This window comes from Ruegeria sp. YKSD179 (assembly GCF_059612885.1).
On sequence record NZ_JBXWRL010000011.1, the window covers coordinates 31289 to 57391 of the forward strand.

The window sequence follows — 26103 nt, forward strand, 5'->3', positions numbered from 1 at the left end:
AAAAAGTGGATACATTACAACAAGTTATCTCTGCCTTGGGTCTGTTCGGCCTCCTAGCCTGCTCCACCCTTTTGTTGGTGAGGATCGCGACAGTCTATGTGTCCGGGCGCGTTCACCGCATCCGAGCATCAGCGGAACTCATTGGCTTTCTGGTGTTTCTCGATTTCACGATCGGCCCCGGGCTTCGCTTCATAGGAGCTGAGTCGCTTGTCGCACCTTTAGAGAAAGCGGTTCTTGCAGCTACGGCTATCGGCGTCGCCTTTTTAGTGAACGGCGTAGTTCGCGTCGTTTTTTGGGATGGTCTACTCTCAGATCACGGTCAGAGGAAAGTCCCTGTTATTGTCACCGGAAGCGTCGGGGTTGCGATCTATCTTGCAGCCATCTTGCTGGTGATGCACTTCGTCTACGATGAGCCGGTCGGAGGTCTGCTGGCAACATCGGGCGTGGCGGCCCTTGTGCTTGGGTTTGCGGCGCAATCGACACTTAAGGAAGTTTTCTCTGGCGTTGCTCTTAATGCGACTCAGGCCTTGCGTCTAGGTGACTACGTCGAAATCGACGGAGTGTATGGTCAAGTTCACGAAATCAACTGGCGTTCGATCTCTGTCAAGAACCCACATACCAACTCTCTCTACATCTTTCCCAACAGTGGCGTCGCTGACCGAACTATCCTGAACTTCAGTGAACCTACCAGTCGTTTTCGATACTACCTCACTTTCACTTTGGAGCTGTCATCGCCTCCAGAGCTCGCCATTCGCGCTGTCGCGAAGGAACTCGAAAATTCGAGATTCGTTCGCCGCGACCCGAAACCTGATTTCAACTTGCTCGGATATACGAGTGAGGGGATTGAAGTGAGAGTTCGCTGGCATTTCGATGATGATGATCATTGGTGGGATGCCCAAAATGAAATGGTCATGGCCATCTGGAGTGCCATGAGGAAGCAACGGCTGCGCATCGCGATCAACCGCCATTGGCTTGGAACCGGCGACGAATGGGAGAAACTCGACCAGAGCAGCGCCGCTGATTTCGGGAAAGACAAGCTCGCCGACCAGTTCGGAAAATCAGAAATCTTCTCGGAATGCACTAAGGGAAATCTGGCTCATTTGGCCGATGCCGCCAGAATTCTGACGCTCAATCCACCGGCTTGCTTCTATGAGCCGGGCGGGCCATCAGATGGGCTCTATTTCGTCCTTAGCGGCAATGTCGCGCTTTATCAGCGCTTGGAAGATGATGGAGTGAACGAGGTCAAAGTGGAGAATTGCCCGAGTGGCGAGATATTTGGTCTGCAAAGCTTCCTGAATGACACACCTCGAATTTACCTAGCACAGGCGGAACAATATTCAGTTGTCGCACATCTTCCCGAGGACGCAATCCGAAGCTTGATATCCGACAGCCCTGAAATCCAACTCAAACTACAAGACGCACTCGCGCAGCGTGCTCCGCAACGCGAAGAGGATGCCAAGGTTGCTCACAAAGAACTTCTAGCAGCTCTGCATGCTGAAGAACGCCGCAAGCTTTCGGAAGAGCTACGACAGAACGTGGGAGAATTGCTGGAACGTCCGGCATTGCATCACTTCATGAGCCTTCTGTCATCCAAGGTTCGCCACGAAGATGTATTGAAGTCGACAATGGCAGGTGCTGCCATCATCGCGGCTTGCCGAGGCGACGTGGATGAGGATGAGGAACTGTTTCTCCGGCGAACTATGGCGGAGGCGGACTTGCTAAGACACATGGATTTGGATCACGGGTTGGAGCTGTTTCGTGAGTTTACGGCCTCAGAAGATGTTCTGGTGCGAGATGGGCGAGTTTTCGCGATGCTCGACCGGGCAAGCGAGATGAAAGGCGGATCACAAATCGCCCATGCGATTGCCGTCGGAATGACAGGCGTTCACGGAACGCCGACCCAGAAGGAATGCGAAGCGCTTGTGGACATCTCGAAACGACTCGGACTGGAGGCGCCAAAATGGGCACTAAACGTCGAGGGAGAGCTGAATGGGTGAGGGAGTGGCAAAATCAGGGTTTGTCTTCACCATTGGTCTTACAGGGCACCGTGTCATTCATCCTGAAGCCATTGCTGACATACGCGCGGCGCTAAAAAATGAGCTCGAGGCTATGCGGGAGCGGTTTGAAGCCCTTCCGGTTGAACTTGTCACTGGATTGGCTCAGGGCGCCGATACGCTCGCCACCGAGGTTGCGCTTGAGATCGGATTGCCCGTGCGCGCGGTTCTGCCGATGCCCCGCGCGCTCTACGAGGCTGACTTTGACGGCGAAGCCCATTCCAACCTAATCAGACTATTGGAGGACGCACGCGTCAAAGTGCAGGAGTTACCACTCCCTCACGGGACTAGGGAGGACGACTGCAAAGAGGGCGCGTCTCGTGATGCCCTCTACGCGCGGCTCATGGATTACCTTGTCAGGCGTTCGAATGTCCTAGTTGCTCTTTGGGATGGAGAGGTGACGGGTCTGACTGGCGGATCTTCCGACGTTGTCGTTCGCTACCTCTCTGGTTCAGAGCCGCAGGCACGGCAGGCCCGCAAACTCGAAGCGGTTGGTGACGCCGGGTTGGCCGATGATCAATCGGACCTCGCAATTTGGATTGAAACGCCTAGGCAGGCGAGTGAAGTTGAGCACGGCGACGTGCAGACTAGCTATCTGGTACAGGCAGGTGCTACCGGCCTAATCTGTCGCCTGCCGCAATTCCCTGACTTCGTACTGGAGCGCTGGAGCGAGTTTGACCAGTATGCCATCGAACGTGATACAGCTATCGGCACCGATTTGACCGCTTATCCGATCTCGACCCCCGATGACATCAAGGTATCAGAAGTCACATCATCAATTGACGTGGATTTCGTCCGTGCGGATCAACTTGCCCTCGCAAATCAGCGTCAATCGGATCGTCTCTTTAAGCTCTTCGGCCTCATGGCCGCCCTGATGGGGCTGACATTTCTGCTCTATGCGAAGATTGCCGCATTGAAACTGTTTCTCATCGCTTATGTAGCTCTGTTTGCGGGAGGTTTCATACTTTTCGCCATTGGCTCGAAGCGCGGCTGGTTTGGACGTCACCTCGCCTTCCGTGCGCTGGCCGAGGCACTCCGCATCCGATTTTTCCTCGTATTGTCTGGAGGTGGTGCAACAGGCCAGACGCGGCGGCTTTTCCGACTGACCAGTATTGAGCGTTTCAAGGGCTTCGGATGGATTGGCGATGCAATCCGATGCACAGAACCTTTGACCTACGAAAGCACTGTGCCTGCGAAAGAACGGGTTGCGGCGGCATCAGAAAGATGGGTCAAGGATCAAGCGGCATATTTTGCGCGAAAGCATCACCAGTTACACGGTGAGCACGAGCGTCTCGAAACAGTAAAGAAATTCCTGTTTCTCGCAGCGTTTCTCGGTGCCGTCTCGCTGCTCTTCTTCAAGAAGTCACTCTACGGTTTCCATATCGGCGACCTCGATGGCAAGACCCTTGTCGTCTTCCTCATGGGGCTTTTGCCGCTTTGGCTTGCAATATGGGAAATCTACCAAACGAAGATGGCGACGCGTGAACTGCTCTGGCAGTACGCAAATCAGGGAGAGCTGTTCGAACTTGCAGAGCGGCGTCTCGAAGCGATTTCCGATCCTATCTATGCCCAGGATGTGATCGCGGATTTAGCCGAACGCTCGCTCATGGACGTAGTCCAGTGGAGCACGCACCGCTACCACCGCGAACATGAGCCGCCATCAGCAGGATGATGAAGAAAGTGGAGGATAGCAGCGCTTTCAAAGCACAACTGTCCAAGTTGCGCCACGACATTCGCACACCGGTAGGCCATATCATCGGCTACGCCGAGATGATTGAGGAGGATCTACCGCCTGATCTCCTGAAGACATTTTCGGGAGACCTGCAAGCCATCCAGAATGCAGGCCAAAAAATGCTTGCTCTTATAGAAGATTTCTTGGGAGCCACGACGGCGTCGCCTGAAGAAGTCAATGTAAGCGAGGCTCAGTTTCAGTTTCGAATGCAACTCAACCACATAAACGGCTATTCGGAAATGATCTTCGAGGAGGCGACAGACCTCGACGAAAACGAGTTTATCTCTGATATTGAAAAAATTTCTGGAGCGGGCCGGGCTGCTTTGAAATTGGTTGAAGCGATCCCGCAGCGTCTACTTGAAAAAAGCGCCTATAAAGAAACTAGTCCAAAGAAAAAAAACATACCCACTACTGAGCAGAACACTCAGGTTATCACCAGCGAAATCGGCCAAGGCGGAGAAATTCTGGTCGTCGACGATGACATTTCCAACCGAGAATTGCTCAAGCGGCGCGTAAAACGCATGGGCTACTCCGCACGGGTAGTTTCCAGCGGTGAGGAGGCTCTTGCCCTACTTGAAACTGAGCGATTTGATCTCGTCCTGCTCGACTACATGATGCCCGGCCTGTCGGGTCTTGAGACCCTGCAACGAATGAAGTCGTCATCTCGCCTGCGCACAATCCCAGTCATCATGTTATCTGCATCTGATGATATCGGGATGATGGTCGAATGTATCCTACAAGGTGCAGAAGACTACATCTTCAAGCCTTTCAATCCAATCCTGCTTCAAGCTCGGATCAGCGCATGCCTCGAAAAGGTGCGCCTGCGTCAGAACATATCAAGGCAGTTCCGGATTTTTATATCCTCACCAGGCGACGTCATTCCTGAGCGGCGAGTGGCAAAGACTGTGATTGGGCGTCTCAACGAGGAGTTTTTTGGACGTGCCTATTTGATCCCAATCCTCTGGGAAGAGGAGCCCATGCTGGCTTCTGAGACCTTCCAGGCTCAGATCCACCCACCGCATGAGACGGAAATCTACGTTGGTATCCTTTGGTCTCGCATCGGCTCACCTCTGCCCGATACGATCCTGAGACCCGACGGAACCCGATATGAGTCTGGTACGGCATTCGAATTCGAGGACGCCCTAAGCGGTTTCAAGCAGCAAGGCTCTCCGGAGATGCTACTCTACCGAAAACAGGGGGCACCAACGTTGTCGCTCGAGGATCGTGACGTGGTTCTCGACAGGCTCGACCAGATCGACAAGCTCAGCCAGTATCTCGATCGCTGGCTTATTGGCGAAGACGGCTCCTATATCGGAGCCTTTCATATGTTTGAAACCGAGGAACAGCTCGACACGATGCTCGAGATGCATCTGCGAAAACTCGTTGAGGCTCGGCTAGCAGAAGATACGTCGGCGCGAACAGACGCCGCCTGAGGCGTCGTTCCGATGATCCGGTGAAGAAGAAAAGGAAGGGAAGACAAGATGGCAAAAATTCTTCTGGTTGAAGACAATGAGATGAACCGAGACATGCTGTCTCGCAGGCTCAAGAAGAAGGGCTACGACGTCGTCATGGCGTTTGACGGCCAGCGCGGTGTCGAGATGGCCTCAGAGGAAAGTCCCGACATTATTCTGCTCGATATGAGCCTTCCGGTGATGGATGGCTGGGACGCAGCACGCCACCTCAAAGCCAGCGACCAAACAAAGAGCATTCCGGTTATCGCGCTGACTGCACATGCTATGGCTGGTGATCGCGACAAGGCTCTGGGTGCTGGCTGCGACGACTACGACACCAAGCCAGTCGACATAAAGCGACTTCTAGAAAAGATTGAAGGGTGGCTGAACGCGTGACGAGGCAAGGTTCTCATAGGCGCAAGCTCTGGTTGGTTGCCTGATGGCGGACGTCGATCTGCTCTGGGTCATTTTTGCCAGTGCCCTGGTCTTTTTGATGCAGGGTGGTTTCTTGTGCCTAGAGAGTGGGATGACGCGCTCAAAAAATAGCATCAACGTCGCGATCAAGAACCTCGCGGATTTCTGTCTGTCTACGCTTGTATTCTGGACGCTCGGCTTTGGGCTTATGTTTGGGCTGAGCTATCAAGGGTGGATCGGATCGGATCTGTTCTCCCTCGACTTTGCAAAGGCCTCCCCGTCTCTTGCTGTCTTCTTCTTATTCCAGGTGATGTTTTGTGGTGCCGCGGTCACGATCCTCTCGGGGATTGTCGCCGAGCGGATGAAGTTCGGGGCCTATCTCTTCGTCGCTGTGATCGTATCGGGGTTCCTCTACCCGATTGCAGGGCACTGGAGCTGGGCTGGCCTTGACGGCACAGGTGGATCGGGCTGGCTTGCAGAGTTGGGTTTTGTGGATTTTGCCGGGTCGACGGTGGTTCACAGCGTTGGGGGTTGGGCGGGCCTCGCGCTCGTCTTGATTGTGGGCCCGCGCTTGGGGCGCTTTGATGACGGCTCTGGCGCCCACACTATCACCCCTTCGAACATGCCCACCGCCACACTTGGGGCTCTTCTTCTCTTCATCGGCTGGCTGGGCTTCAATGGCGGAAGCACATTGGTGCTGGACGAAACTGTACCTTCTATTCTCATCAACACGGTCGTCGGAGGATGTGTCGGTGCTATCTCGGCCGGGGGGCTTCGCTACGCGGTCAATCAGCGGCTCGACGTGGATCAGTTCATCAATGGCGCACTAGGCGGACTTGTTGCGGTTACCGCGAACTGTTTCGCCGTCTCGACAGGGTCCGCCGCCCTGATTGGCCTGGTTGGTGGCATGATTGTCGTCTTCTTCAGCCAGATCCTCGAAACCCTGAAGATCGACGATGCGGTCGGAGCAATCCCTGTGCACCTGGGGGCCGGGATATGGGGCACTCTGGCGACTGGCCTCTACGGCGATCTCGAAACCCTTGGCACAGGGCTGAGCCGCCTCGAACAGATCGGTGTTCAAGGTCTGGGCGTGCTTGTCTATGGCATCTGGACCTTCGGAGTGGCCCTTCTCGTATTCTCGGCTGGTAACGCGGTTTTCCGGTTCAGGGTAACCGAAGAGGAAGAGATCGCAGGGCTCAATATCTCAGAACATGGGATGCAGCACGAAAGTGAGTTGCCGATTGTAGAAAGACATTTCTTGGAGAGCCCTAGATGAAACTTCTTAAGGCTCGAGATTTCGCGAATGTAAAGCGGTTGCAAGGCCCTCGCTTTTTCCAGAAGAGGATCGATTGATGGAGGGCATTGATCTGCTTTGGGTGGCCATCGCCACTACGCTATTGTTCTTAATGCAAGCGGGCTTTCTTTGCCTCGAAACCGGAATGACCCGGTCGAAAAATAATATCAACGTCGCCATCAAGAACTTCTGTGACTTCTGTGTTTCGGCTCTGACGTTCTGGTTCCTGGGCTTCGGACTGATGTATGGTCTGAGCTATCAAGGGTGGATCGGATCGGATCTGTTCTCCCTCGACTTTGCAAAGGCCTCCCCGTCTCTTGCTGTCTTCTTCTTGTTCCAGGTGATGTTATGCGCGACGTCGGTCACGATCCTCTCGGGGATTGTCGCCGAGCGGATGAAGTTCGGGGCCTATCTTTTTGTCGCTGTGATCGTATCGGGGTTCCTCTACCCGATTGCAGGGCACTGGAGCTGGGCTGGGCGATTGTCCGAGGGGTCAGGCTGGCTTGCAGAGTTGGGTTTTGTGGATTTTGCCGGGTCGACGGTGGTTCACAGCGTTGGGGGTTGGGCGGGCCTCGCGCTCGTCTTGATTGTGGGCCCGCGCTTGGGGCGCTTTGATGACGGCTCTGGCGCCCACACTATCACCCCTTCGAACATGCCCACCGCCACACTTGGGGCTCTTCTTCTCTTCATCGGCTGGCTGGGCTTCAATGGCGGAAGCACATTGGTGCTGGACGAAACTGTACCTTCTATTCTCATCAACACGGTCGTCGGAGGATGTGTCGGTGCTATCTCGGCCGGGGGGCTTCGCTACGCGGTCAATCAGCGGCTCGACGTGGATCAGTTCATCAATGGCGCACTAGGCGGACTTGTTGCGGTTACCGCGAACTGTTTCGCCGTCTCGACAGGGTCCGCCGCCCTGATTGGCCTGGTTGGTGGCATGATTGTCGTCTTCTTCAGCCAGATCCTCGAAACCCTGAAGATCGACGATGCGGTCGGAGCAATCCCTGTGCACCTGGGGGCCGGGATATGGGGCACTCTGGCGACTGGCCTCTACGGCGATCTCGAAACCCTTGGCACAGGGCTGAGCCGCCTCGAACAGATCGGTGTTCAAGGTCTGGGCGTGCTTGTCTATGGCATCTGGACCTTCGGAGTGGCCCTTCTCGTATTCTCGGCTGGTAACGCGGTTTTCCGGTTCAGGGTAACCGAAGAGGAAGAGATCGCAGGGCTCAATATCGCAGAGCTTGGGATTCATCATGAGAGCGAGCTGCAAGCTTCAATATCAACGCCCGTTGGAACACGGCCATGAACAAGAACTCTGCCAACAAAACGGGAAATGGTGGAATGGAGGCTTCCCAGAACCTCTTCAAGCGCCGAGCGATGCTCATGGGTGGGGGCATCTTTGCCTCGATGCTTTTTGTAAATCCGACGGATCTCCTCGCGCAAGCGGAGCGTTCTGATGGGCCCCGCAGAATCAACTTGTCAGGCCGCCAGCGGATGCTGATCCAGCGAGCCGGAAAGTTTGTCTGTCTTGCCTATCAGAACCCCGATCCAGCCCCACTTCTAGCGGCTGCTGCAGAGACACTGGCGCTTCATCAGACAGCCGAAGCTGGGCTGAAGGACGGAGACGAAGAGCTCGGACTTGAGCCGGAAACCAATGCCTCGGTTTTGAGTGCGCTGACACGAGCGAACAATGCCTTTGCCCCGTATGGTCAGACCATACGTGATGCAATCGAGCGCCGACGCGTCGAGCAAGAGCATCTTCAGGCGATTTCGGACCTCAACGGTCCTGCCCTTACCGAAATGGATGCCGCGGTCAACCTGATCGAGAGGGTCTACAAAAGCGCAGAGCTATCCGAGCAGATGGCAATGCTCATCAATATCTCGGGTCGACAGCGCATGTTCACTCAAAGATTGGTTTTGCTGTCGTGCCTGACGCGGAGTTCCGCGATATCAGGTGACACTCGCCAGGAACTTTTCAGAACCATGAACAGGTTAAGCCTATCGCTGAATATTCTGAACCGGGTAACCCCCGAAGCGCTGCAAGGCGCAAAATCACAGCCGATCATTGAACGTCTCAACTCAGTTCGAGTTGACTGGGCTGCGCTAAAGGAGCGCATCTCAACGGCCAAACGGATCACAGAAGAAGGGTCAGCAGAACATAACCTGCATCTCAACGAAAGAGTAGAAGAACTTCTCACGAGGATGAACGAAATCGTCCTGCTTTATGAAGAGGCCGCCGAATGAAGGGAACCCAGATATGACGACTGAAAGGCAAACACCACGGCTGGGGTTGACGATCGGCACCAAGCTGGCGGCAATCAGCATAGTCATATCCATGGCTGCTGTCTGTATCGCGGCCGTATTGGCTGGATACTCGTCAAACGAAGCCCTGAAGCGTGCGGCGTTCGAAAGACTGACAGCCGTCCGCGAACTTAAGGCGCAGCAAATTGAAGGCTATTTTTCGCAAGTCGAGAATGAGCTCACGTTTCTTTCGCAAAGTGCGTCGTTAAAAGATCTTCTTCAACAACTTCGGCGAGGGATAGTTTATCTGAAAACATCCGAAGATCTTGTAGCGCAAGAATATCAAGACGATCTGATTCAATTCTATCTTGAGGACTTTCGTGGGCGGTATGAGGCGGAAACAGGAACCCGCGCCGACGACGCGGTCATTGATAGCTTGTTGCCAAATGATCCCTTGGCGGCATTTCTTCAGAACCAGTACATTGTTGATCCACGACTTGTGAATGAGGCGCAGTTTGAAACATATTTTGGGTCTGCATTTTCAAGATTGGATCAGCCATTAAGCGAATTTCAAAACGAATTCGGTTTTTACGACGTCTTTCTGATCGAGCCTGATGATGGGCGCATCGTGTACTCCGTTGAACGTGAAATTGATTTTGGCACGAGCCTATTCGACGGCCCGCATTCAAACACGAACCTCGCACGAGCAGTAACGGCAGCGATGGCTGCCAGACCTGGTCAAGTCATTTTCGCCGATTTCGAACCGTATGTCCCTTCATTCGATGCACCGGCGGCTTTCGCCGCTCTGCCCGTTTACGATGGGCCAATTCCAATTGGGGTGCTTGCCGTACAACTTCCTCTCAGCGGGATCAACGCGATCATGACTTCCAACGAGGCATGGAGCGATGTTGGTTTGGGTAAATCTGGCGAAACATATCTTGTTGGCCGTGACAAGCTCTTGCGCAATCAGTCAAGATTCCTGATCGAAGATCGCGAAGAATATCTGAAGTTGATCGAAGAGGTTGGCAGTTCGAGCTCGACCTTAGACCAGATTGAGCGCACCAACAGTTCGGTCGGCCTGCAAGAGGTCGACACTATTGGAACGCGGGCAGCTCTCGCAGGAAGCACCGGAACAGAAATCTTTCCCGACTACAGAAATGTCGAGGTCTTGTCCTCTTATCGTCCGCTTGAGTTGTCGGGACTAGATTGGGTCATTATGAGCGAGATCGATCGCGAAGAAGCCCTGCGCGATGCGGACCAACTGATTGACCGACTGATCTTGGTTGCCTCGATAGTTCTGGCCATCGCAATCTATGCTTCCTATCTATTTTCAATTTCGCTTACACGACCGCTTAGATTACTGTCTGGCAGCGCCGCGAGATTAACTGCTGGTGAATTGGACGAGCCCATTGAGGTGCAGACAAGCGACGAGATCGGCGACCTCGCGCAGAATTTCGAAGCGTTACGCCTATCGATCATTCAGTCTCTTGAGGAAGTTGAAAACCAAAAGTCGAACTTGGAAACAACCGTGGCTGCACGAACGACCGAACTAGACGAAGCATCGGCTCAGCTTCAGCTTGCCTTGTCGAACATGTCGAACGGCATCTACATGCTCGATGCCGACATGAATTATGTCCTGGCAAATGAGCGTTACACCGAAATGTTTGCTCTACCGCCACGTCTGGTCGAACCAGGACAGCCTGAAGAGGAGGTCATTCGCTGGCACGCTGAAAACGGTGACTACGGGCCCGGAGATACTGAACAGCTAATTCGTACACGGTTGGAAGCTCTCGCCGAGGGTCACTCGTCGAACGTTGTCCTAAGTACCGCGGCAGGTCGAACGATTGAAATCAGGACGACGCCAATCAGCGGCGGAGGACTGGTCGGGGTCGTCACGGATATCACCACAATTAAGCGCAATGAGGCCGAGCTCCTCACGCAGAATGAAAACCTGAAGAAGATACAAAGCGATCTCGCGTTCAGTGAGCAGAGAATATCGAAGATTATTGAAGCCAGTCCCATTGGTATCGTTTCGATCAACAGAACAGGGACCATTGAGACATTCAGCTCGGCTGCTGAGCAGATATTTGGTTACTACGCGTCGGACGTCATTGGAAAGAACATCAAGATCCTGATGGAAACACACGTGGCCGTTGAGCACGACCTTTATCTCGAACGCCGTATTCATGGCGCGTCGTCAACGGTCGTTGGTCAAAGTCGGATCGTCAACGCCGTTCGAAAAGATGGGTCGGTATTTAAACTGGAAGCGCGGGTTGAAGAAGTTCAAGTCGGAGATGAAATCTTCTATATCGGGCTTGTTGAGGACATAACTGAACGCCTTGAACTTGAACGGCAAGCCGAGGAGGCGCGCGAGCAGGCCGAACGAGCCAATGAGGCCAAGAGCGCGTTCCTTGCAAATATGAGCCATGAACTTCGCACACCGATGAATGCGATCATTGGATACTCAGAGATGTTGGCTGAGGATGCTGAAGATGACGGGCTGGAAGAGATGCTCGGCGATCTGAACAAGATCACCAACGCTGGCAAGCATCTATTGTCCCTGATCAACGACGTTCTCGACCTCTCCAAGATCGAAGCTGGAAAAATGGAGCTTTTCCTTGAAGATATCGCCGTCAAGGACATTGCCGAAGACGTTGCCAGTACAGCACTCAGCCTTATCGAAAAGAATGCCAATGAACTCATTCTGGATATCGATCAGGATTTAGGCACCATGCACGGCGATGTAACGAAAATTCGTCAGATTCTCTTCAATCTGATCTCCAACGCAGCGAAGTTCGCAAAGGAAGGAAAGATTACTCTTTCCGCAAACGCGGCCTCCATATCGAATGAACCTGCAATTCAGTTTGCTGTTGCCGATACAGGAATCGGCATTCCTGAAGACAAAATTGAGCATATCTTCTCGGAGTTTTCTCAGGCGGATGAATCTACCACGCGTGACTATGGCGGAACCGGCCTGGGGCTCGCGCTCGTGAAAAGATTCTGCGAAATGATGGGTGGCAGCATCCGTGTCGAAAGTACTGTTGGAAAGGGTTCGAGTTTTATCGTCACGCTGCCGAAGAAAGCCAAAAAGAAGCATGCAGGTCTTGAAGAGGAGGCGAGCATTTCGGATGCAACGCCCGAGGATTATTCATCGGGCCCGGACACAAAAACCTCTTTAAATCAACCAATTGAAGAGGCATCATCTCTGAACACGGTCCTTGTCATTGATGATGAGGCATCAGCTCGAGAGCTGCTCAAGAAACGCCTGGAAGCGGAGGGTTGTACAGTTCTTTTAGCCAAGAGTGGCGGTGAAGGCCTTGAACTTGCGGCGAAGCACCACCCTTCTCTCATAACACTCGACGTCATGATGCCTGGAATGGACGGATGGACAGTGCTTCGTAAGCTGAAGGCTGACAACAATCTCAAGGATATTCCGGTAGTCATGATTTCGATGGTTGGAGACAAGGCCATGAGCTATTCACTTGGTGCCGTTGAATCCCTTCAAAAACCTGTTGACCGAGGCAAGCTGTCGGGGCTTGTCAAAAAGTATGCGTCGAAAGGTCAAAAGACAGTACTTGTCGTTGAAGACGATCCGGCTGCCCGCGAAACTATTGTGCGCACGCTTCAAGGCGACGGCTGGAAAGTCGATGAAGCGGAGAATGGAAAAATAGCACTTGGAAAAACAGAAAAACATGAATTCGAACTTATTCTGCTTGATCTTATGATGCCGGTCATGGACGGCTTTGAGTTTCTCGAGCGCCTCAGATCAAGCGAACACCTCTCAGCCAATTGCCCAATAATTATTGTTACAGCGATGGAACTGAACACCGAAGACCACAAACGCCTACAGACTAGTGTTACCGATGTCGTGCAAAAGTCTGGCGGAGATGTGGAGGGCGTATTGGAAGAAATACTCTCGCTGGTTCATCGATAAAGCGTAAGGGATTCTTGATTTGAAAGAAATGGCTGGAAAACAGGCTCCTGGGCTTGATGAGGCATTACAGGCACTTAAAGGTGAAATAACGAACTGGGAGCTTTTCCTCTCAAGTCACCATGATATTTCTGCCGTCTTCGCCGGGGCCGACCTTTCCGAGGCGGACCTAGCGGAACGCAACCTTTCAGGATTTGACCTCACCGGCACAGACCTCTTCGAAGCCAGACTATCATCTGCAAACTTAAAGCACGCAAAGATGGATCGCGCGGAGCTTTCAGGGGCGGATCTTTCACGCGCTGGACTTTACAAGGCGAAACTTGCCGCAGCCACCTTGACAGCTGCGAACCTTGAGGGCGCCGACTTGACGCAAGCTGATCTTTCTGGCGCAGACTTGCGTGGCGCAAATCTTGTGGGGGCGGATCTCACTGGCGCAGACCTTAGTAATGCAAACCTAGAAAATGCCGACCTTCGAGATACCTGTCTAGAAAATGCAAATATCTCTTGCGCGTCACTCTGCACAGCACGAGTTGAAGGGGCCAATGTGACCGGCGTGGTCTATGGGAGCCTAAGAGATATGAGCGGATGCTATCTCGGGATTCGCGGCCTTGACTCGGTTTACGGTAACGCGCTTTTTGTACGAGACGCCAGAGATCAAGATTACATAGACACCCTGGAAGCTTCCATTTCGAATATGCCAAGCGGATTTACTAAGTCCGCGGAGCTCGTGTTGTTCAAGGCGTGGGGTCTTTTTGATCACGGCCGTAGCCTACTAAAAGTGGGAGTTTACGCACTACTTCTCGCTTCGCTGTACGGGATTATTTATTCTTTTGATATGTGGCTGGGGTGGGGGATGATGGATTATTCCAACTCGGCGCAAAGCTGGTTTACACCCTTCTACGTCTCGTTGGTTACATATACGACGCTGGGCTATGGCGATGTGACTGCTGAAAATGTCTATGGAGAAATCCTCGTGATCAGTGAAGTGGTTTTGGGATATTTTACTCTTGGCCTTCTTCTCTCGATCATTGCAAACACAATTGCTCGACGGAGCTAGCAGTATGCTGCGATTAATCTGGAGCAAGACGTTCAAGCGCAATCGCTTTGGTAGATTTGCTGCCATGTTGATTGGCTTGTCCTCTCCCGTCGCAGCCCAAGACTGTACGATCAAGGTTGGCGTACTGCACTCGCTGTCCGGAACGATGGCGATCTCGGAAACCACTCTTAAGGATACGATGGAAATGCTCATCGATATCCAAAATGAGGCCGGCGGCGTTCTGGGCTGCGAGCTCGAAGCTGTAGTCGTCGATCCGGCGTCAGACTGGCCGCTCTTTGCCGAAAAGGCACGTAAACTGTTGACAGTGCACAAGGTCGACGTCCTTTTCGGAAGCTGGACTTCGGTGTCGCGGAAATCGGTCCTGCCGGTCATCGAGGAGCTTAACGGCCTTCTCTTCTACCCGGTGCAGTACGAGGGCGAGGAGTCGTCGAAGAACGTCTTCTACACCGGCGCCGCGCCGAACCAGCAGGCGATCCCGGCCACAGATTACTTCTTGGAAGAACTGGAAGTTGAGAAATTCGTGCTTCTGGGAACCGACTATGTATATCCGCGGACAACGAACAACATCCTCGAAAGCTATCTGCAGCAGCAGGGTATCGCCTCTGACGATATCTTCGTGAACTACACGCCCTTCGGCCACTCCGACTGGTCCAAGATTGTTGCCGATGTTGTTGCCTTGGGCGCCGACGGCAAGAAAGTCGGTGTAATCTCGACGATTAACGGGGACGCCAATGTGGGCTTTTACAAAGAGCTGGCGGCTGCAGGTGTTTCTGCCGATGACATTCCAGTAGTTGCCTTCTCGGTCGGCGAAGAAGAGCTCTCTGGCCTCGACACGTCGAACCTGGTCGGTCACCTTGCGGCTTGGAACTACTTCCAGACTGCCGAAGCCGAAGCCAACGAAGCCTGGGTGGCGGCGTGGAAGGAGCGCATGGGCGAAGAGCGCGTGACCAACGATCCGATGGAGGCGCACTACATTGGATTCAATATGTGGATCAATGCCGTAACTTCAGCTGGCACCACTAATGTGGATGCTGTGCGGAACGCTATGTACGGGCAGGAGTTTCCGAACCTGACAGGCGGAACAGCCGTGATGCTGCCGAACCACCACCTTTCCAAGCCTGTTCTGATTGGCAAAATCCAGGCTGATGGGCAGTTCGATATCATCAGCCAAACCGAGGAAATCCCTGGCGATGCATGGACGGACTATCTGCCTGAATCCGCCGTTCTTATCTCGGATTGGAAAGACCTTGGTTGCGGGATGTACAGAACTGACGCAGAGACCTGTGTTCAGATCCGGTCAGATTATTAGCCGTTGGCAATCATGTAGCGCCCAAGCGACCACTCTCATAGCCTTTTTTCGGATTGTATGTAGTGTTCCTAGTGAGGCGTAGCGGAAACTGTATCTTTCCATTCCTTTATCAATTGATTTGGAATCTCAACTTCGGAGGATACACCAAGCTGCCCTGATGCTCGCGTGACATAATCGAAGTAGACCTCGCCATCAGCGTCGGCGCTCCAACGCTTTGGGCAATTCACATCGATTATTAGTTTCTCCAATCTTGTATCCTTCGCTTTATTCGCAAAAAAGAGTCTATTTAACTCTTCCAATCTGGACGACTGATCCGGGGCTGATTTATCAAAAACAAGAAACATTATGTCACAAAATTTAGCCAGCGCCATCTCCGGAATGCGCTCTTCTAATTCAGTTGTACTTGGCTGTTTTTCTAGAATAGCGTGTATCTTGGCCATAATTTCAGCCTCCTCTTCACTACCCTCTCTAGGTGTTTCAAACGGCTCAAGTTCGAGAGTCAAACCCTCCTCAACAGCAGAAATACAAGCTAACTCACGAACCTTACATTCGACTGAACTGACCAAAGCTAAGTTTTTTGGCCCGACGATTGAGAGTAATTTTCTGAACTGCTCCCGAAATATGGCTTCAATCATGGGCTCAAGCTGCTTGGGAAGCTCTGGTTGGGACAAAACGCCAATTCTGATGACATTTCTCATACGCTAGTGGCCCTCCTCGGGAACCTGATCTGACTGAATCACTCCCATTTTTTGCGAGTGGCAAGATGGTAGTCCTGCGACGGGACTATTTTGTTTGATAACTCATGTGGCACGCTGAGGAAACCAGCGACAAGCTCTGCCTGACCTAGGCCTCCGGGCTGAACCCGTTGCCCAGTAGAGACTAACGCGGCATCACAGATGGCTTTTCGGACATTGACAGTTCCCACCCAGCAAATTGAGAACAAATCAAAAACATCACACATTCTGTATAAGCCATTTATATGTTTGGAATTTTTTCCTTGCGTTTGACCGATTGCAATCCCATCTCTTTTTCACCCGCCGATCATTGCCAGATTTGGCTTTCGAACGACGGGTCGAACGGCTGCGACAGCGCCGTTCGCAGATCAGGTCACCCTGATCCTGCGTGAGCGACCCAGAGGGTCCTGCTTGCGCATCAACGGAGAAACCGCGGTGTCTAGCACCGCACAAAAGTTTCGAAAGAGCCTACCGGGCTGTCCAGGGGTGTGGTGCATGAGCAGGACCTACTGTGCCGAATACGAAGACTGGGGCGAAGAGCCCAACCCTGCCGGAAGGGTGGTGTCAGACTAATTCGAACCGGTCTCCAAAAGGACAGTGAGACTGTCTGTTATTCCGCGCCTAGGCCGCGCCACTCAGCAAGAGCAGCGGCACGGTTGAGTTTGAAATTTGGTCTGGTGTAGAGGCTGCGTTCCGAGTTGAAGAGGTTGTAAATCGAGGCGTGAACAGCGGCGAATTTCTGCAAACTTCGCATACGCCGGAAACGAAGCATCGCCCTCTCCCGTCGTCGAAATGGCTGGTGCGAATTCTCTGCTCGATTGTTCAGCCAGCGACCGGTTTCCTGCCTTTTGGCCAAACCGATATCCTTTAATGCCGCTCCATAAGAACGCAGCAGATCTGTCACGAATACATCTGGGCAACCATGCTTACGTATTGCTTTCTTTAAGAATTTCAACGCAGCCTTCTTGTCGCGTGTCTTCGTCACGAAGCTTTCCAAAACCTCGCCTTCATGATCAACAGCGCGCCATAGGTAATGCCGCTCACCGTTGATCTTCACGAACATCTCGTCCAGGTGCCAGCGCCACTTGCTCGACTTCATGCCTTCGATCCAGCGCTTGCGGATCTCGGATGCGAACAGCGGGCTAAACCTGTGCCACCAATATCTCACCGCTTCATGGCTGACATCGATGCCGCGCTCATGGAGCAGGTCTTCCACATTTCGAAGAGAAAGAGGAAACCGCCCGTACAGCATGACTGCCAGGCGGATGATCTCACGGCTCGTTTTGAAATAGCGGAATGGGTCAGGTTTGCTCATGAAGGGAAGTTACGGAACCGCCCTGCCCCGCTCAAGCTGGTTTGCTCTGACACTGCCCACATGCAGGCTCCTGTGTTCGCATCAGAACTGCGACGGGTCTGAGATTTTGTGCGACGGGTGTGACAGACCCCGACAAACCCGCAGTGACCCCTACCGTGTCATGCGGCAGGAGGCAGGGAAGACTCGAAATTCATCATACAGAGGATTTTTCTATCTATGCCCTATTGAAACGCATTCCTCCTCGCGCGTGAGGTTCATTTTTTGCTTGTCTTGCCTGTCTCGCCTGTCTCAAAGATTATTAACTAACTGACAAAGCTAATAAAATTGTGAGACAGGTACTGCGCCGGGCAAGAACCAATCCGTCGGACGCTCACGCACGCCACGGCCAATTAGGTGTCCACCCACTTAATCGGCTGTTCTATGCTCTTGCCGAACGCCGTCCGCAGGTTTGAAAGTCGGGCGAACTTGGTAACACGCACCTCTTCACGTTTCTGACCGCTGCCCGTCCGCTCTCCAATACGCTTTTTCTTATTGGTCTCGACAGCGTCACCCAGCAGTTCGTTCATACGTCGACCGAATTGCGCCTCACCTACCGGGTACTCGTATCGCCTGTGCCGCCGGCACCAACGCTCGTATGCGGCTATCACGAGGGTTTTGGGAATGTAGACGGGCCCGTCCTCGTCTATGCGCAACACGATACGATCCAAGTCCTTGTCGACATACACGCCGAGTGTTTTGTCGTCCGGCTCATGACAACCGTATGTCGCGTGCTTATCGGTCATACTCTCGCCGGTGGACAAGAAGTCATAGAGCCAAGCCGCCACACTGTTGGCGGTTAGGAACGTCGCCTCTTCAGCAGCGCTGCTCTCCCATTTCGGCGGGTTGCGCAGCGTGTCAAAGTCAATTTCCCGAGTTAGCATCTCGTGCAGGAAGTGGCCGCGACAGTCTTCAACAGCTTTCCGCAATGCGCGGAAATACTCCGTATCGCCCGTCCGGCAGTCGTTGCACTCGAGAACGGCGTGGCGGCGATCCTGCAACCCTAGAGGAGCGAACCAGTCCTCGTTGGTGCTAAGTATAGCCTTGGTGTAGTTGCGCACCTGCATCGCGTCGAGGAACTTGTACTCCAGTTTTCGGTATTCGTCGGTGAGCAGCGCTTTGTACTGTCCCGCCACGTCCTTCTTGCCGCCCCAAACTGCCTCATTCAGGCTAACCAGTACACTGGTACTCATGTGCGCGTTAAACCGGCCTGTGAAGTCCTCGCTTTTTGAAACGACAAAGCCGTGTATCCCCAGGATTTTCATGAGAAGGCCATCCACGATGATGCCCTTGCCAACACCCTCCGTAGATTTGAGAACTAGTGCGGGCAAATTCACTCGGTCAGGGTGCTGGAACACCGCCGCCATCCAATCCATTACGAATTCGAACTTCTCTTCTTCGCTACTGCACCAAACGCTATACACGTGGTCCAATACCGTCTTTAGCGCTGCAGAACCGCCGGAGACGGGTTCGACGGTGTATCCCATCCAGAGATTGTAGTTACCGCCCTGCTGTATCTTGCGTGGCGCCTGCGGGCGAAATGATACACTTGGCTCGAACACAACTCGGTCGAACGTGTTTCGGTGCTGCCAGCACATCCACGTCTTGAATACATTTTCGAGCGAGTAACCGCCTTGTCCGTCCGGCACCTTGGCCATTTTGTTCGCCATGTACTGTTCGATTTCGCGAGGTATCCTCATGGCGGTTGTCCAGTCGCTCAGGTCGTTCTTCACCTCTTCAAGAACCACCGTCTTACCACCCGCCATCACTACTCCATAGCGTTCGTTCATACGGGTCAGTGCCTCGTCCATCCAAGGCCATTCGACGCCAGTTTCCGGATCCCTTGAAGCAGTCGCCTTGATCCACTTTTCTATCCTCTTGCGCCGATCGGCCTTTGTACCAGCTAAGACGCCCTCGCTCGCCTCTAGCAAGCGCAACTCGGCTATGTCTGTCAAAGCTCCCGTCGTCTTGTGTCGACCGATGGCCCGCGCCGACGCTTGCACCCATCGCACCGCCTCCTCGCCTTCGGCCTCCTCCAGTCGGTCCAAGAAGTCGTCGACCGGTGGTCCCGCTTGATCTCGCTCACGCAGGCAAAACTTTACATGCGGACCGACATCGTAGACAAACGGAACCCCGTCGCTCGGACCCAGCCGGACAAACGCCGCCCAGCTTTCCGATGGCCGAAACGGCGCTTGAGCGCGCAGCTTAGCCTCTGGGTTCGTTCCGCTCAGGTACAGCCAGATGTCCTGCAACTTCAGCGCCTGTTCTCTGCCATCAATCTGCACGGCGATTTCCGTGTCCAAGCCCAACGCTTCATGATCCTCCAGCACATGAACGCGCGGTACTCCGGAATAGCCATTTCGAGTCGAGATGGTAAGTTTGTGTTCTTGGGCCAGCTTAGTCCGGGCCTCGTCCTCTGGCGTTTCGACAGTGCTGCTATCGAAGCGACCGCCCTTTGCGCCGACAGTAATCTGTGGCGGAACGATTGCGGTGTCCTCGGCATAGGTCACGGGAGCGCCCTCAAAGCTGAGCCGCTCCCATGAAAATGTTGTGGGGTCGTAGATAGACCAGCAACGCCCGTAGTCGCCCCAGCGACGCCGGAAGCCCAAGCCCATAAGCATGGCCTGCGCCAACATGGCCGGGCCGAGGCGCCCGAGGTCGTTGGGGTCTTTCAGTTGCACGTAGTGATGGCTGGACGGCGACGTGAACAGAGGCTTGCCGTCCGCGTTAATAATGCGCGAAGAGGAGGACGGCAGATCGATACGCCCGGCAGTTTCCAGACCCGGAGCGATACGACACATAGCCTGCCACCACTCATCGGTATCGTGGAACGTCAGTTCATCGGGCTGTTCGTCCGTGAAATCTCGGTCAATCAGCAGCCATGATGTTGGTCGCATATTATTTTTCTTTCGGCATATGGCCAAGGCCTCGTTTTTTTCACACCAGCCGTCATCTGTTCCACCAAAGTCCTCCATTGCTTTGGAGCTCAAAACTAAGAACGGGTGGGCGGGGGCATCGACAAAGCGGCCGAGGATCAGACACGCTTGCGGATCATTTCCTACTGCTTCAAGCACCGTCACCATTGCCTCTTGATCCGGCACCGGGATTTGAAGGCCCTGATAGCTCGCGGCGTTGCCTGCGGCCTGTTTCGTGACGTCGCCATTATCATCCGCGTCAAAAATCTTATTCGCGGGTTTGTCACCCAGTCGACGCAGCACGACCAGAGCGTCGGGGCCGTTATGGTCGCCAGCGAATTGGTCTTTCAGGTATTCGTGTGCATCCATTTGTTTTTTGATGTCCTTGGGTGCCATAGCGGCGTCCCTCCTATAATTGGGCGCGCGGGATTGTTAATCCTTTGACTTCGCATTATTCACAGGCTCCATGACCTGCTAGTCACGGAAAACGTTACTTTCAGTTCCTGGATTTCCGAGTTAACAGCACGAACCGCTCACTCAGACTTTGACTCCGGCCCTGATCCGCAAGCAGGCTTCAGCGAGCCCTGGATGCGATGAGCAAAGTAAAAGTTACGCGACATCATTAACTGACCACGTTTCATCCCGCTTGATGCGGTTGCGTTCTTTCATTGAGACGATGCTTTCGCCCTCAATGATTGTGCGCTCGCCGCGTTTGTAGGCGGTGATTTCACCGGCGTTAATGAGGCGGTACACTGTAGACGGTGAACAGCGCATCAACGCCGCCGCTTCAATGACCGTGCAGTCAGGCATTGGGTGGAGTGGATAGGCGGCTTCCCGGCTAGGAACCGCGCGTCGTCCGGATTTCTTCGACATTACGTCACCTCTCAGTTCGAGTGATGACACCGCATTATGGGCACGAATTCGCGCCTCGCAACAACTGCTAACGACGGTTCCGCGGAAGTGCCTTTAAAACTTGTTTGAACTTTCGAAAGTTGCCTATCTCACTTGCCCACGCAGCCGTATCCGGATCCGCCCCTAACTCTCTTGCTTTTCGGTATCGCAACAGGCGTTCCTCCAGTCGGATCGAAAGGTCAACGGTTTCACTGACTTTGTCCAGCACGTCAGGCCACGGCAGGTCAGCCATTTCAGGCGCATCAACAATCGCGCATGCCGCAGTAAACTTCTCTGCCTTGCGCTGAGCGGCCTTGGCCGATGCGCGGTGCGGCTGCGCGGCCCGGTCGGTCATCTCTGACAGGTTCAACTGCATTGCCTCGACTGCCTCGCGCAACGCCTCCTCGTCGCCCAGCGGTACGTCGAAAAGATCGAGACGGTACACGCCATCCGGATCCAGTTCCGTTTTGAAGTAAGTTAGGGTTTTCTTATCAGTCATGTCCCGCCCTCACCGATTAGGACCACGTTCTCAACCTCAACGGCGACGAGGTGATCCGCCCAGCGTTGCCACCACTCGGCGGCCGGCACGGTCAGTTCCGCTTGGTTGTAATGCGCGTCAATGCCGGTCGCGACGGTGTGGGCCGTCAGTCGGTCGCGGATGTCACGCGTTCCGCCACTCTCGGCAACCCAAGTTGACAAAGCCTTACGCAAAGTATGCAGCGTAAACTGTTGAGCCAGTCCCAGAGCGTCGCGCTTGTTCGCCCATGCGTGGCTAACATTGTCCGCGCTGCGCGGGCGCTGGGGATCGCTCACCGATGGAAACACGAACGCCGAGCCCTGGTCACGCTGAGCGTTTAAAACCGCCATGGCGGCGTCGGAAAGGATGACCACGTGGGGCCGGTTGGCCTTCATACGTTCCGCCGGGATCGTCCAGCGATTGCCCTCCACCTCGTCCCAGCGCATTTCAACGGCCTCACGCAAACGAACGCCGGTCAGGGCGATCAGGCGCAGCGCCTTGCCCACGTCTCCCATTTCGGTAGTCGCTTCCAAGAAGGCGCGTAGATCCTTGGTGCCTGGGTGCCATGTGCGCGGTTTGGCCGTGTCCACCTCGGGCAACATGCTCGGGGTGATAGCGAACCCTTTGGGCAATAGCCCTCCCTTGCGGGCCTGCGTCAGCACGCCAGCGATGGCCGAGCGCAACTTGCGGGCCTGCTGGGGTGTTTTGGCCTGGATAGCCGTGATTGGGGCACTTAAGTGGTCTATGTCCAGTTCGCCGAGGGTGACGGCCTCACGCCCCGGCAAGAGGTGTTGTCGCAACAGCCGGTCATTGGCCTGCCATGACCGCAGGTTGTCGCTAGCCCAAGTGGTATAGTGATCTACCAGTTGTTCGAGGGAGATGTCGGCCTTGGTGTCAGGTCTCTCTCCTCTGCCGCGCTGGGAGCGCAGAGTAGCCCATTTGTCGCGCGCCTCAGCAACCGACATTTCGGGATAATGGCCGAGGGTCATTTCGCGCTGTTTGCCGTTCACCTCGGTGCGGTAGGTCCACCGTTTGAGGCCGGTTTTGCTGGATTTCATAATGAGGCCCGGTCGTACCGGATCGGCCAGACGCGCGCCGCGTCCTACGCGGTCGTAATGCAGTTGTGTGAGTTCCTTGGGCGCGTTGCCTTTGGCGATTTCGAGGGCGCGCACGAGTGTATTGCGCAGCTCCTTACGCGGACCCAACGCGATAGCCTGTTCAATCAGACTTGCAACTTCGGCGCGGATTTCCGATGTAGACCGCGACATGACCGTATACCCTTGCTGTGGCGGTCCCGTTACTCTCAGTTGGCGGAGCAACCGCAGCCGGGTCCTTATCCAAAATATAGTGATTCACACCCCACTAACAAGGACGAGTCACGGAAGAGTCACGGAAGAAGTGTGATACTGCACGGGTCACATCGGGTCATCGAGGGTCACTGATAGCAGGCCCCTCATCACACGTCGCAGTGAATGCAGAGCGCTAAGTGCTATGTTTTTTCAGGATTTTGTCAGGAAAATCAGTGGTGCCCAAGGAGAGACTCGAACTCTCACGCCCGTGAAGGCGGGGGATTTTGAATCCCCTGCGTCTACCATTCCGCCACTTGGGCCACGAACACTGGATTATCCTTCATAATCCGGAAGGTCCAGAGGCAAAAATCAACCATGTGCAGATTGTTTTTCCTATGCAGGTTGACGGTTTCGCAAGTGCGTGTTTTGGCTTGCACCAAGTTGGTTATGGAATTCTAATTCTTATGTTGCGATCGCTTTATGACTGGACCATTCGTCTGGCCGAACATCCGCATGCCCTTTGGGCATTAGCAATCGTTGCTTTTATCGAAAGCTCATTCTTTCCGATCCCACCAGATGTTCTGATGATTCCCATGGTTCTGGCGCGTCCCTCCCGCGCGTGGTTAATCGCCTCGGTCGCACTAGTTGCTTCTGTACTCGGTGGTCTTCTTGGCTATACAATTGGCGCATTTTTTTATGAAAGCATTGGTCAGCCTATCCTTGAATCCATGGGCAAAGCTGAGGCCATGGAGGAGTTCAACAACCGCTTTAATGATTTCGGTTTCTGGGCTGTATTAACAGCTGGCGTCACTCCATTTCCCTACAAGGTTATTACGATCATGTCCGGCTGGACAGGAATGCCTTTGGGCACATTCATTGCGACCTCTATACTTGCGCGCGCGTTGCGATTTTTTATCGTCGCGGGTCTGTTATGGAAATTTGGCGAACCCATACGCGATTTCATCGAAAAGCGGCTTGGATTAGTCTTTACACTTTTCATCGGGCTTTTGATCGGTGGGTTCATTTTGGTGAAATATCTATGAGTCGCAGAAGAATACTGGTGATATTAGCCTCCGGTGGTTCGGCCATTCTTCTTTTGGCTGCTTGGGGTTTTCAATATATTGGTGAATTGTCGCCATGCAAAATGTGCATCTGGCAGCGTTATCCGCATGGCGCTGCGGTCCTTCTGGGTGTCCTCGCTTTCGCCGTCCCCAGTTTGAGTTTGACCTACCTTTTGGGCGCTTTGGCCGCGCTGACTACCGCCGGGATAGGAATTTTCCATGCTGGAGTTGAACAGGGTTTATGGCAAGGCCCATCCACGTGCACTTCAGGAGACGTAGGAGCGCTGTCACAGCAGGATTTGTTTAATCAAATCATGAACGCGCCACTGGTGAGGTGCGATGAGATTCCTTGGGAATTTCTGGGGTTGTCAATGGCTGGTTGGAACGCGGTTACATCCGCCGGACTAGCATTGATTTGGATCGCAGCGTGGCGAGCCCGATAGACTTTACAATTGATCCAGTTCGGCATCCCAGTAAAGGAAGTCGATCCAGCTTTCGTGCAAATGGTTTGGTGGGAATTTGCGTCCAATATTCCGCAATGCTTCGGCATCTGGCTGCCGAGGAGGTCTGTTGAGCGACATTCCGGCCTGACGCAACGATTTAGATCCCTTACGCAGGTTACATGGGCTACAGGCCGCCACAACGTTCTGCCAACTGGTCACCCCTCCTGCTGCACGCGGAACCACATGGTCAAAGGTTAATTCACCCCTGCTGCCGCAATACTGGCATTTGAATTCGTCCCTTAGAAATAAATTAAAGCGCGTGAAGGCCACGCGCTTTCTGGGTTTTACGTAGTCTTTTAGAACGACCACCGAGGGTATTCGTATCTCGGTACTGGGGCTGCGGACTACTTCGTCATACTCGGCCACAATATCAACACGGTCCAGCCAAGCCGCTTTAATCGCCTCCTGCCAGGGCCAAAGTGATAATGGGTAATAGGATAGTGGACGGTAGTCTGCATTCAGAACCAATGCCGGATGATGCCTGAGCGCGCCGGGTTCCCTGACAAATTCGGTCCTGAAGTCTCCGTCCATAACAGAATCGCTCCTCGCTCTGTACTGCCCGTTTTAGACGTCAGAGCGGGGAACACCCGCCCCAGCCTTTTCTCAACTATATATCGTGTTAAAACTCTGACAAGCCCTGAGTTTCCACAACATCTCGGTTACTGGTTAAGACGAATCCGTAACACCAACATGACAGTTATCCACAGGTTGCAAGCCGGTTCAACGCAGGCTATGGCGAAGATCATGTCCTGGTTCATCCGTTTCAATAAACCATTCGACGTTCTGCCTCAGTTCACGGACCGCGCCAATGCGGGCCTGCCGCGCCAGACACTTTCTGATTTCATCGATCTTCCCGGCGTGTACCCCGCCGGACGGCTTGACCGAGACAGCGAAGGGTTAATTCTATTAACCGACAACGGACGGCTTCAGGCGCAGATTTCAGACCCCAAGCAAAAGATGTCAAAAACCTATTGGGTTCAGGTCGAAGGCATACCAGACACGGCCGCGTTAATCGCATTACGAAACGGGGTCGAGTTGAAAGATGGGATTACCCGCCCTGCTAAAGCTCGCTTGATTGAAGAGCCTGACGGTTTGTGGCCGCGCACCCCGCCAATTCGTGTGCGCAAGTCAATACCTGATTGCTGGATCGAACTGACATTGCGTGAAGGACGCAATCGGCAGGTACGGCGCATGACCGCGGCAGTTGGGCACCCGACCCTGCGACTGATCCGTTCGAGGATCGGCAATTGGACAATTGACGGGTTGGAATCCGGCTCTTGGGAAACTCTGCCGGCGCCAGAGACGTCACCCATTCAAAGCGTAAGAAAGCGCGACCGTCGTCCAAAGCGGTAAAGAAAT

The 26103-nt window shown here is 53.8% G+C and carries 20 protein-coding genes and 1 tRNA gene; 13 read left to right on the top strand and 8 right to left on the bottom strand.

Translation table 11 applies throughout. The features are described 5' to 3' along the window. Nucleotides 1-5 precede the first annotated feature (5 nt). The 10 genes from AC2FNE_RS08420 (at nucleotide 6) to urtA (ending at nucleotide 15483) form a co-directional block, all read left to right on the top strand. The gene (locus AC2FNE_RS08420) at nucleotides 6-1997 is read left to right on the top strand and encodes a cyclic nucleotide-binding domain-containing protein (RefSeq protein ID WP_170608934.1); all 1992 of its coding nucleotides are present in this window, start codon (nucleotides 6-8) and stop codon (nucleotides 1995-1997) included. Then, nucleotides 1990-3726, top strand: coding sequence for a hypothetical protein (locus AC2FNE_RS08425; protein WP_170608932.1), 1737 nt, complete (start codon nucleotides 1990-1992; stop codon nucleotides 3724-3726). Before AC2FNE_RS08420 ends, AC2FNE_RS08425 begins: the two co-directional genes overlap by 8 nt. Then, nucleotides 3723-5219 carry a response regulator gene (locus AC2FNE_RS08430; protein WP_170611192.1) on the top strand — a complete coding sequence of 499 codons (1497 nt, stop codon included), beginning with the start codon at nucleotides 3723-3725 and terminating at the stop codon, nucleotides 5217-5219. Before AC2FNE_RS08425 ends, AC2FNE_RS08430 begins: the two co-directional genes overlap by 4 nt. A 48-nt stretch (nucleotides 5220-5267) precedes the next feature. Beyond that, nucleotides 5268-5633 (top strand): response regulator, encoded by a 366-nt coding sequence (locus AC2FNE_RS08435; RefSeq protein ID WP_085641541.1) that lies wholly within the window; start codon nucleotides 5268-5270, stop codon nucleotides 5631-5633. A gap of 43 nt (nucleotides 5634-5676) precedes the next feature. Further along, nucleotides 5677-6927, top strand: a complete 1251-nt coding sequence (locus tag AC2FNE_RS08440) for an ammonium transporter (protein WP_496772437.1) — start codon at nucleotides 5677-5679, stop codon at nucleotides 6925-6927. A 76-nt stretch (nucleotides 6928-7003) separates the two neighbouring features. Beyond that, complete coding sequence (locus tag AC2FNE_RS08445) at nucleotides 7004-8251, top strand: ammonium transporter (RefSeq protein ID WP_170610966.1); 1248 nt, start codon at nucleotides 7004-7006, stop codon at nucleotides 8249-8251. Next, on the top strand, nucleotides 8248-9189 hold the full coding sequence (locus tag AC2FNE_RS08450) for a type IV pili methyl-accepting chemotaxis transducer N-terminal domain-containing protein (protein ID WP_170607874.1): 942 nt from the start codon (nucleotides 8248-8250) through the stop codon (nucleotides 9187-9189). Before AC2FNE_RS08445 ends, AC2FNE_RS08450 begins: the two co-directional genes overlap by 4 nt. A gap of 13 nt (nucleotides 9190-9202) precedes the next feature. Then, nucleotides 9203-13120, top strand: coding sequence for a response regulator (locus tag AC2FNE_RS08455; RefSeq protein WP_170607872.1), 3918 nt, complete (start codon nucleotides 9203-9205; stop codon nucleotides 13118-13120). A 28-nt stretch (nucleotides 13121-13148) separates the two neighbouring features. Next, nucleotides 13149-14174, top strand: coding sequence for a pentapeptide repeat-containing protein (locus AC2FNE_RS08460; RefSeq protein ID WP_496772447.1), 1026 nt, complete (start codon nucleotides 13149-13151; stop codon nucleotides 14172-14174). A 64-nt stretch (nucleotides 14175-14238) separates the two neighbouring features. Further along, nucleotides 14239-15483 carry an urea ABC transporter substrate-binding protein gene (gene urtA, locus AC2FNE_RS08465; RefSeq protein WP_170607902.1) on the top strand — a complete coding sequence of 415 codons (1245 nt, stop codon included), beginning with the start codon at nucleotides 14239-14241 and terminating at the stop codon, nucleotides 15481-15483. A 68-nt stretch (nucleotides 15484-15551) separates the two neighbouring features. Here urtA and AC2FNE_RS08470 read toward each other — a convergent pair whose 3' ends face one another. From AC2FNE_RS08470 to AC2FNE_RS08500, 7 genes are all read right to left on the bottom strand, one after another. Then, nucleotides 15552-16181: a hypothetical protein gene (locus AC2FNE_RS08470; protein ID WP_170607868.1), complete on the bottom strand. Its 630-nt coding sequence runs from the start codon at nucleotides 16179-16181 to the stop codon at nucleotides 15552-15554. Nucleotides 16182-16827: 646 nt separating this feature from the next. Continuing rightward, entirely contained in the window at nucleotides 16828-17532 is a 705-nt protein-coding gene (locus tag AC2FNE_RS08475) for an IS6 family transposase (RefSeq protein ID WP_170607866.1), read from the bottom strand. A gap of 389 nt (nucleotides 17533-17921) precedes the next feature. Then, nucleotides 17922-20879: a DUF5906 domain-containing protein gene (locus tag AC2FNE_RS08480; protein WP_496805169.1), complete on the bottom strand. Its 2958-nt coding sequence runs from the start codon at nucleotides 20877-20879 to the stop codon at nucleotides 17922-17924. Between the two features lie 213 nt (nucleotides 20880-21092). After that, a complete protein-coding gene (locus AC2FNE_RS08485; RefSeq protein ID WP_170607864.1) occupies nucleotides 21093-21356 on the bottom strand; it encodes a helix-turn-helix domain-containing protein in 264 nt (87 codons plus the stop codon). Between the two features lie 67 nt (nucleotides 21357-21423). After that, nucleotides 21424-21873: a hypothetical protein gene (locus tag AC2FNE_RS08490; protein WP_170607863.1), complete on the bottom strand. Its 450-nt coding sequence runs from the start codon at nucleotides 21871-21873 to the stop codon at nucleotides 21424-21426. Then, the gene (locus tag AC2FNE_RS08495) at nucleotides 21870-23159 is read right to left on the bottom strand and encodes a tyrosine-type recombinase/integrase (protein WP_170607861.1); all 1290 of its coding nucleotides are present in this window, start codon (nucleotides 23157-23159) and stop codon (nucleotides 21870-21872) included. The genes AC2FNE_RS08490 and AC2FNE_RS08495 overlap by 4 nt, the downstream gene beginning before the upstream one ends. A gap of 255 nt (nucleotides 23160-23414) precedes the next feature. Continuing rightward, nucleotides 23415-23500 (bottom strand) — tRNA-Leu (locus tag AC2FNE_RS08500). 144 nt (nucleotides 23501-23644) lie between these two features. Here AC2FNE_RS08500 and AC2FNE_RS08505 point away from each other — a divergent pair. Next, nucleotides 23645-24223 (top strand): YqaA family protein, encoded by a 579-nt coding sequence (locus AC2FNE_RS08505; protein ID WP_170607900.1) that lies wholly within the window; start codon nucleotides 23645-23647, stop codon nucleotides 24221-24223. Further along, nucleotides 24220-24684: a disulfide bond formation protein B gene (locus tag AC2FNE_RS08510; RefSeq protein ID WP_170607859.1), complete on the top strand. Its 465-nt coding sequence runs from the start codon at nucleotides 24220-24222 to the stop codon at nucleotides 24682-24684. Before AC2FNE_RS08505 ends, AC2FNE_RS08510 begins: the two co-directional genes overlap by 4 nt. A 3-nt stretch (nucleotides 24685-24687) precedes the next feature. On the opposite strand, the gene AC2FNE_RS08515 is transcribed toward AC2FNE_RS08510, so the two are convergent. Then, on the bottom strand, nucleotides 24688-25275 hold the full coding sequence (locus AC2FNE_RS08515) for an HNH endonuclease (protein WP_170477554.1): 588 nt from the start codon (nucleotides 25273-25275) through the stop codon (nucleotides 24688-24690). A 213-nt stretch (nucleotides 25276-25488) separates the two neighbouring features. On the opposite strand from AC2FNE_RS08515, the gene AC2FNE_RS08520 reads away from it, so the two are divergent. After that, complete coding sequence (locus tag AC2FNE_RS08520) at nucleotides 25489-26097, top strand: pseudouridine synthase (RefSeq protein WP_496805170.1); 609 nt, start codon at nucleotides 25489-25491, stop codon at nucleotides 26095-26097. Nucleotides 26098-26103 lie beyond the last annotated feature (6 nt).

Bases quoted from the DNA above. Each gene is read 5' to 3' on its own strand.
- AC2FNE_RS08425 (WP_170608932.1), top strand. From the start codon at position 1,990: ATGGGTGAGGGAGTGGCAAAATCAGGGTTTGTCTTCACCATTGGTCTT.
- AC2FNE_RS08430 (WP_170611192.1), top strand. From the start codon at position 3,723: ATGATGAAGAAAGTGGAGGATAGCAGCGCTTTCAAAGCACAACTGTCC.
- AC2FNE_RS08435 (WP_085641541.1), top strand. From the start codon at position 5,268: ATGGCAAAAATTCTTCTGGTTGAAGACAATGAGATGAACCGAGACATG.
- AC2FNE_RS08440 (WP_496772437.1), top strand. From the start codon at position 5,677: ATGGCGGACGTCGATCTGCTCTGGGTCATTTTTGCCAGTGCCCTGGTC.
- AC2FNE_RS08445 (WP_170610966.1), top strand. From the start codon at position 7,004: ATGGAGGGCATTGATCTGCTTTGGGTGGCCATCGCCACTACGCTATTG.
- AC2FNE_RS08450 (WP_170607874.1), top strand. From the start codon at position 8,248: ATGAACAAGAACTCTGCCAACAAAACGGGAAATGGTGGAATGGAGGCT.
- AC2FNE_RS08455 (WP_170607872.1), top strand. From the start codon at position 9,203: ATGACGACTGAAAGGCAAACACCACGGCTGGGGTTGACGATCGGCACC.
- AC2FNE_RS08460 (WP_496772447.1), top strand. From the start codon at position 13,149: ATGGCTGGAAAACAGGCTCCTGGGCTTGATGAGGCATTACAGGCACTT.
- urtA (WP_170607902.1), top strand. From the start codon at position 14,239: ATGTTGATTGGCTTGTCCTCTCCCGTCGCAGCCCAAGACTGTACGATC.
- AC2FNE_RS08470 (WP_170607868.1), bottom strand. From the start codon at position 16,181: ATGAGAAATGTCATCAGAATTGGCGTTTTGTCCCAACCAGAGCTTCCC.
- AC2FNE_RS08475 (WP_170607866.1), bottom strand. From the start codon at position 17,532: ATGAGCAAACCTGACCCATTCCGCTATTTCAAAACGAGCCGTGAGATC.
- AC2FNE_RS08480 (WP_496805169.1), bottom strand. From the start codon at position 20,879: ATGGCACCCAAGGACATCAAAAAACAAATGGATGCACACGAATACCTG.
- AC2FNE_RS08485 (WP_170607864.1), bottom strand. From the start codon at position 21,356: ATGTCGAAGAAATCCGGACGACGCGCGGTTCCTAGCCGGGAAGCCGCC.
- AC2FNE_RS08490 (WP_170607863.1), bottom strand. From the start codon at position 21,873: ATGACTGATAAGAAAACCCTAACTTACTTCAAAACGGAACTGGATCCG.
- AC2FNE_RS08495 (WP_170607861.1), bottom strand. From the start codon at position 23,159: ATGTCGCGGTCTACATCGGAAATCCGCGCCGAAGTTGCAAGTCTGATT.
- AC2FNE_RS08505 (WP_170607900.1), top strand. From the start codon at position 23,645: ATGTTGCGATCGCTTTATGACTGGACCATTCGTCTGGCCGAACATCCG.
- AC2FNE_RS08510 (WP_170607859.1), top strand. From the start codon at position 24,220: ATGAGTCGCAGAAGAATACTGGTGATATTAGCCTCCGGTGGTTCGGCC.
- AC2FNE_RS08515 (WP_170477554.1), bottom strand. From the start codon at position 25,275: ATGGACGGAGACTTCAGGACCGAATTTGTCAGGGAACCCGGCGCGCTC.
- AC2FNE_RS08520 (WP_496805170.1), top strand. From the start codon at position 25,489: ATGTCCTGGTTCATCCGTTTCAATAAACCATTCGACGTTCTGCCTCAG.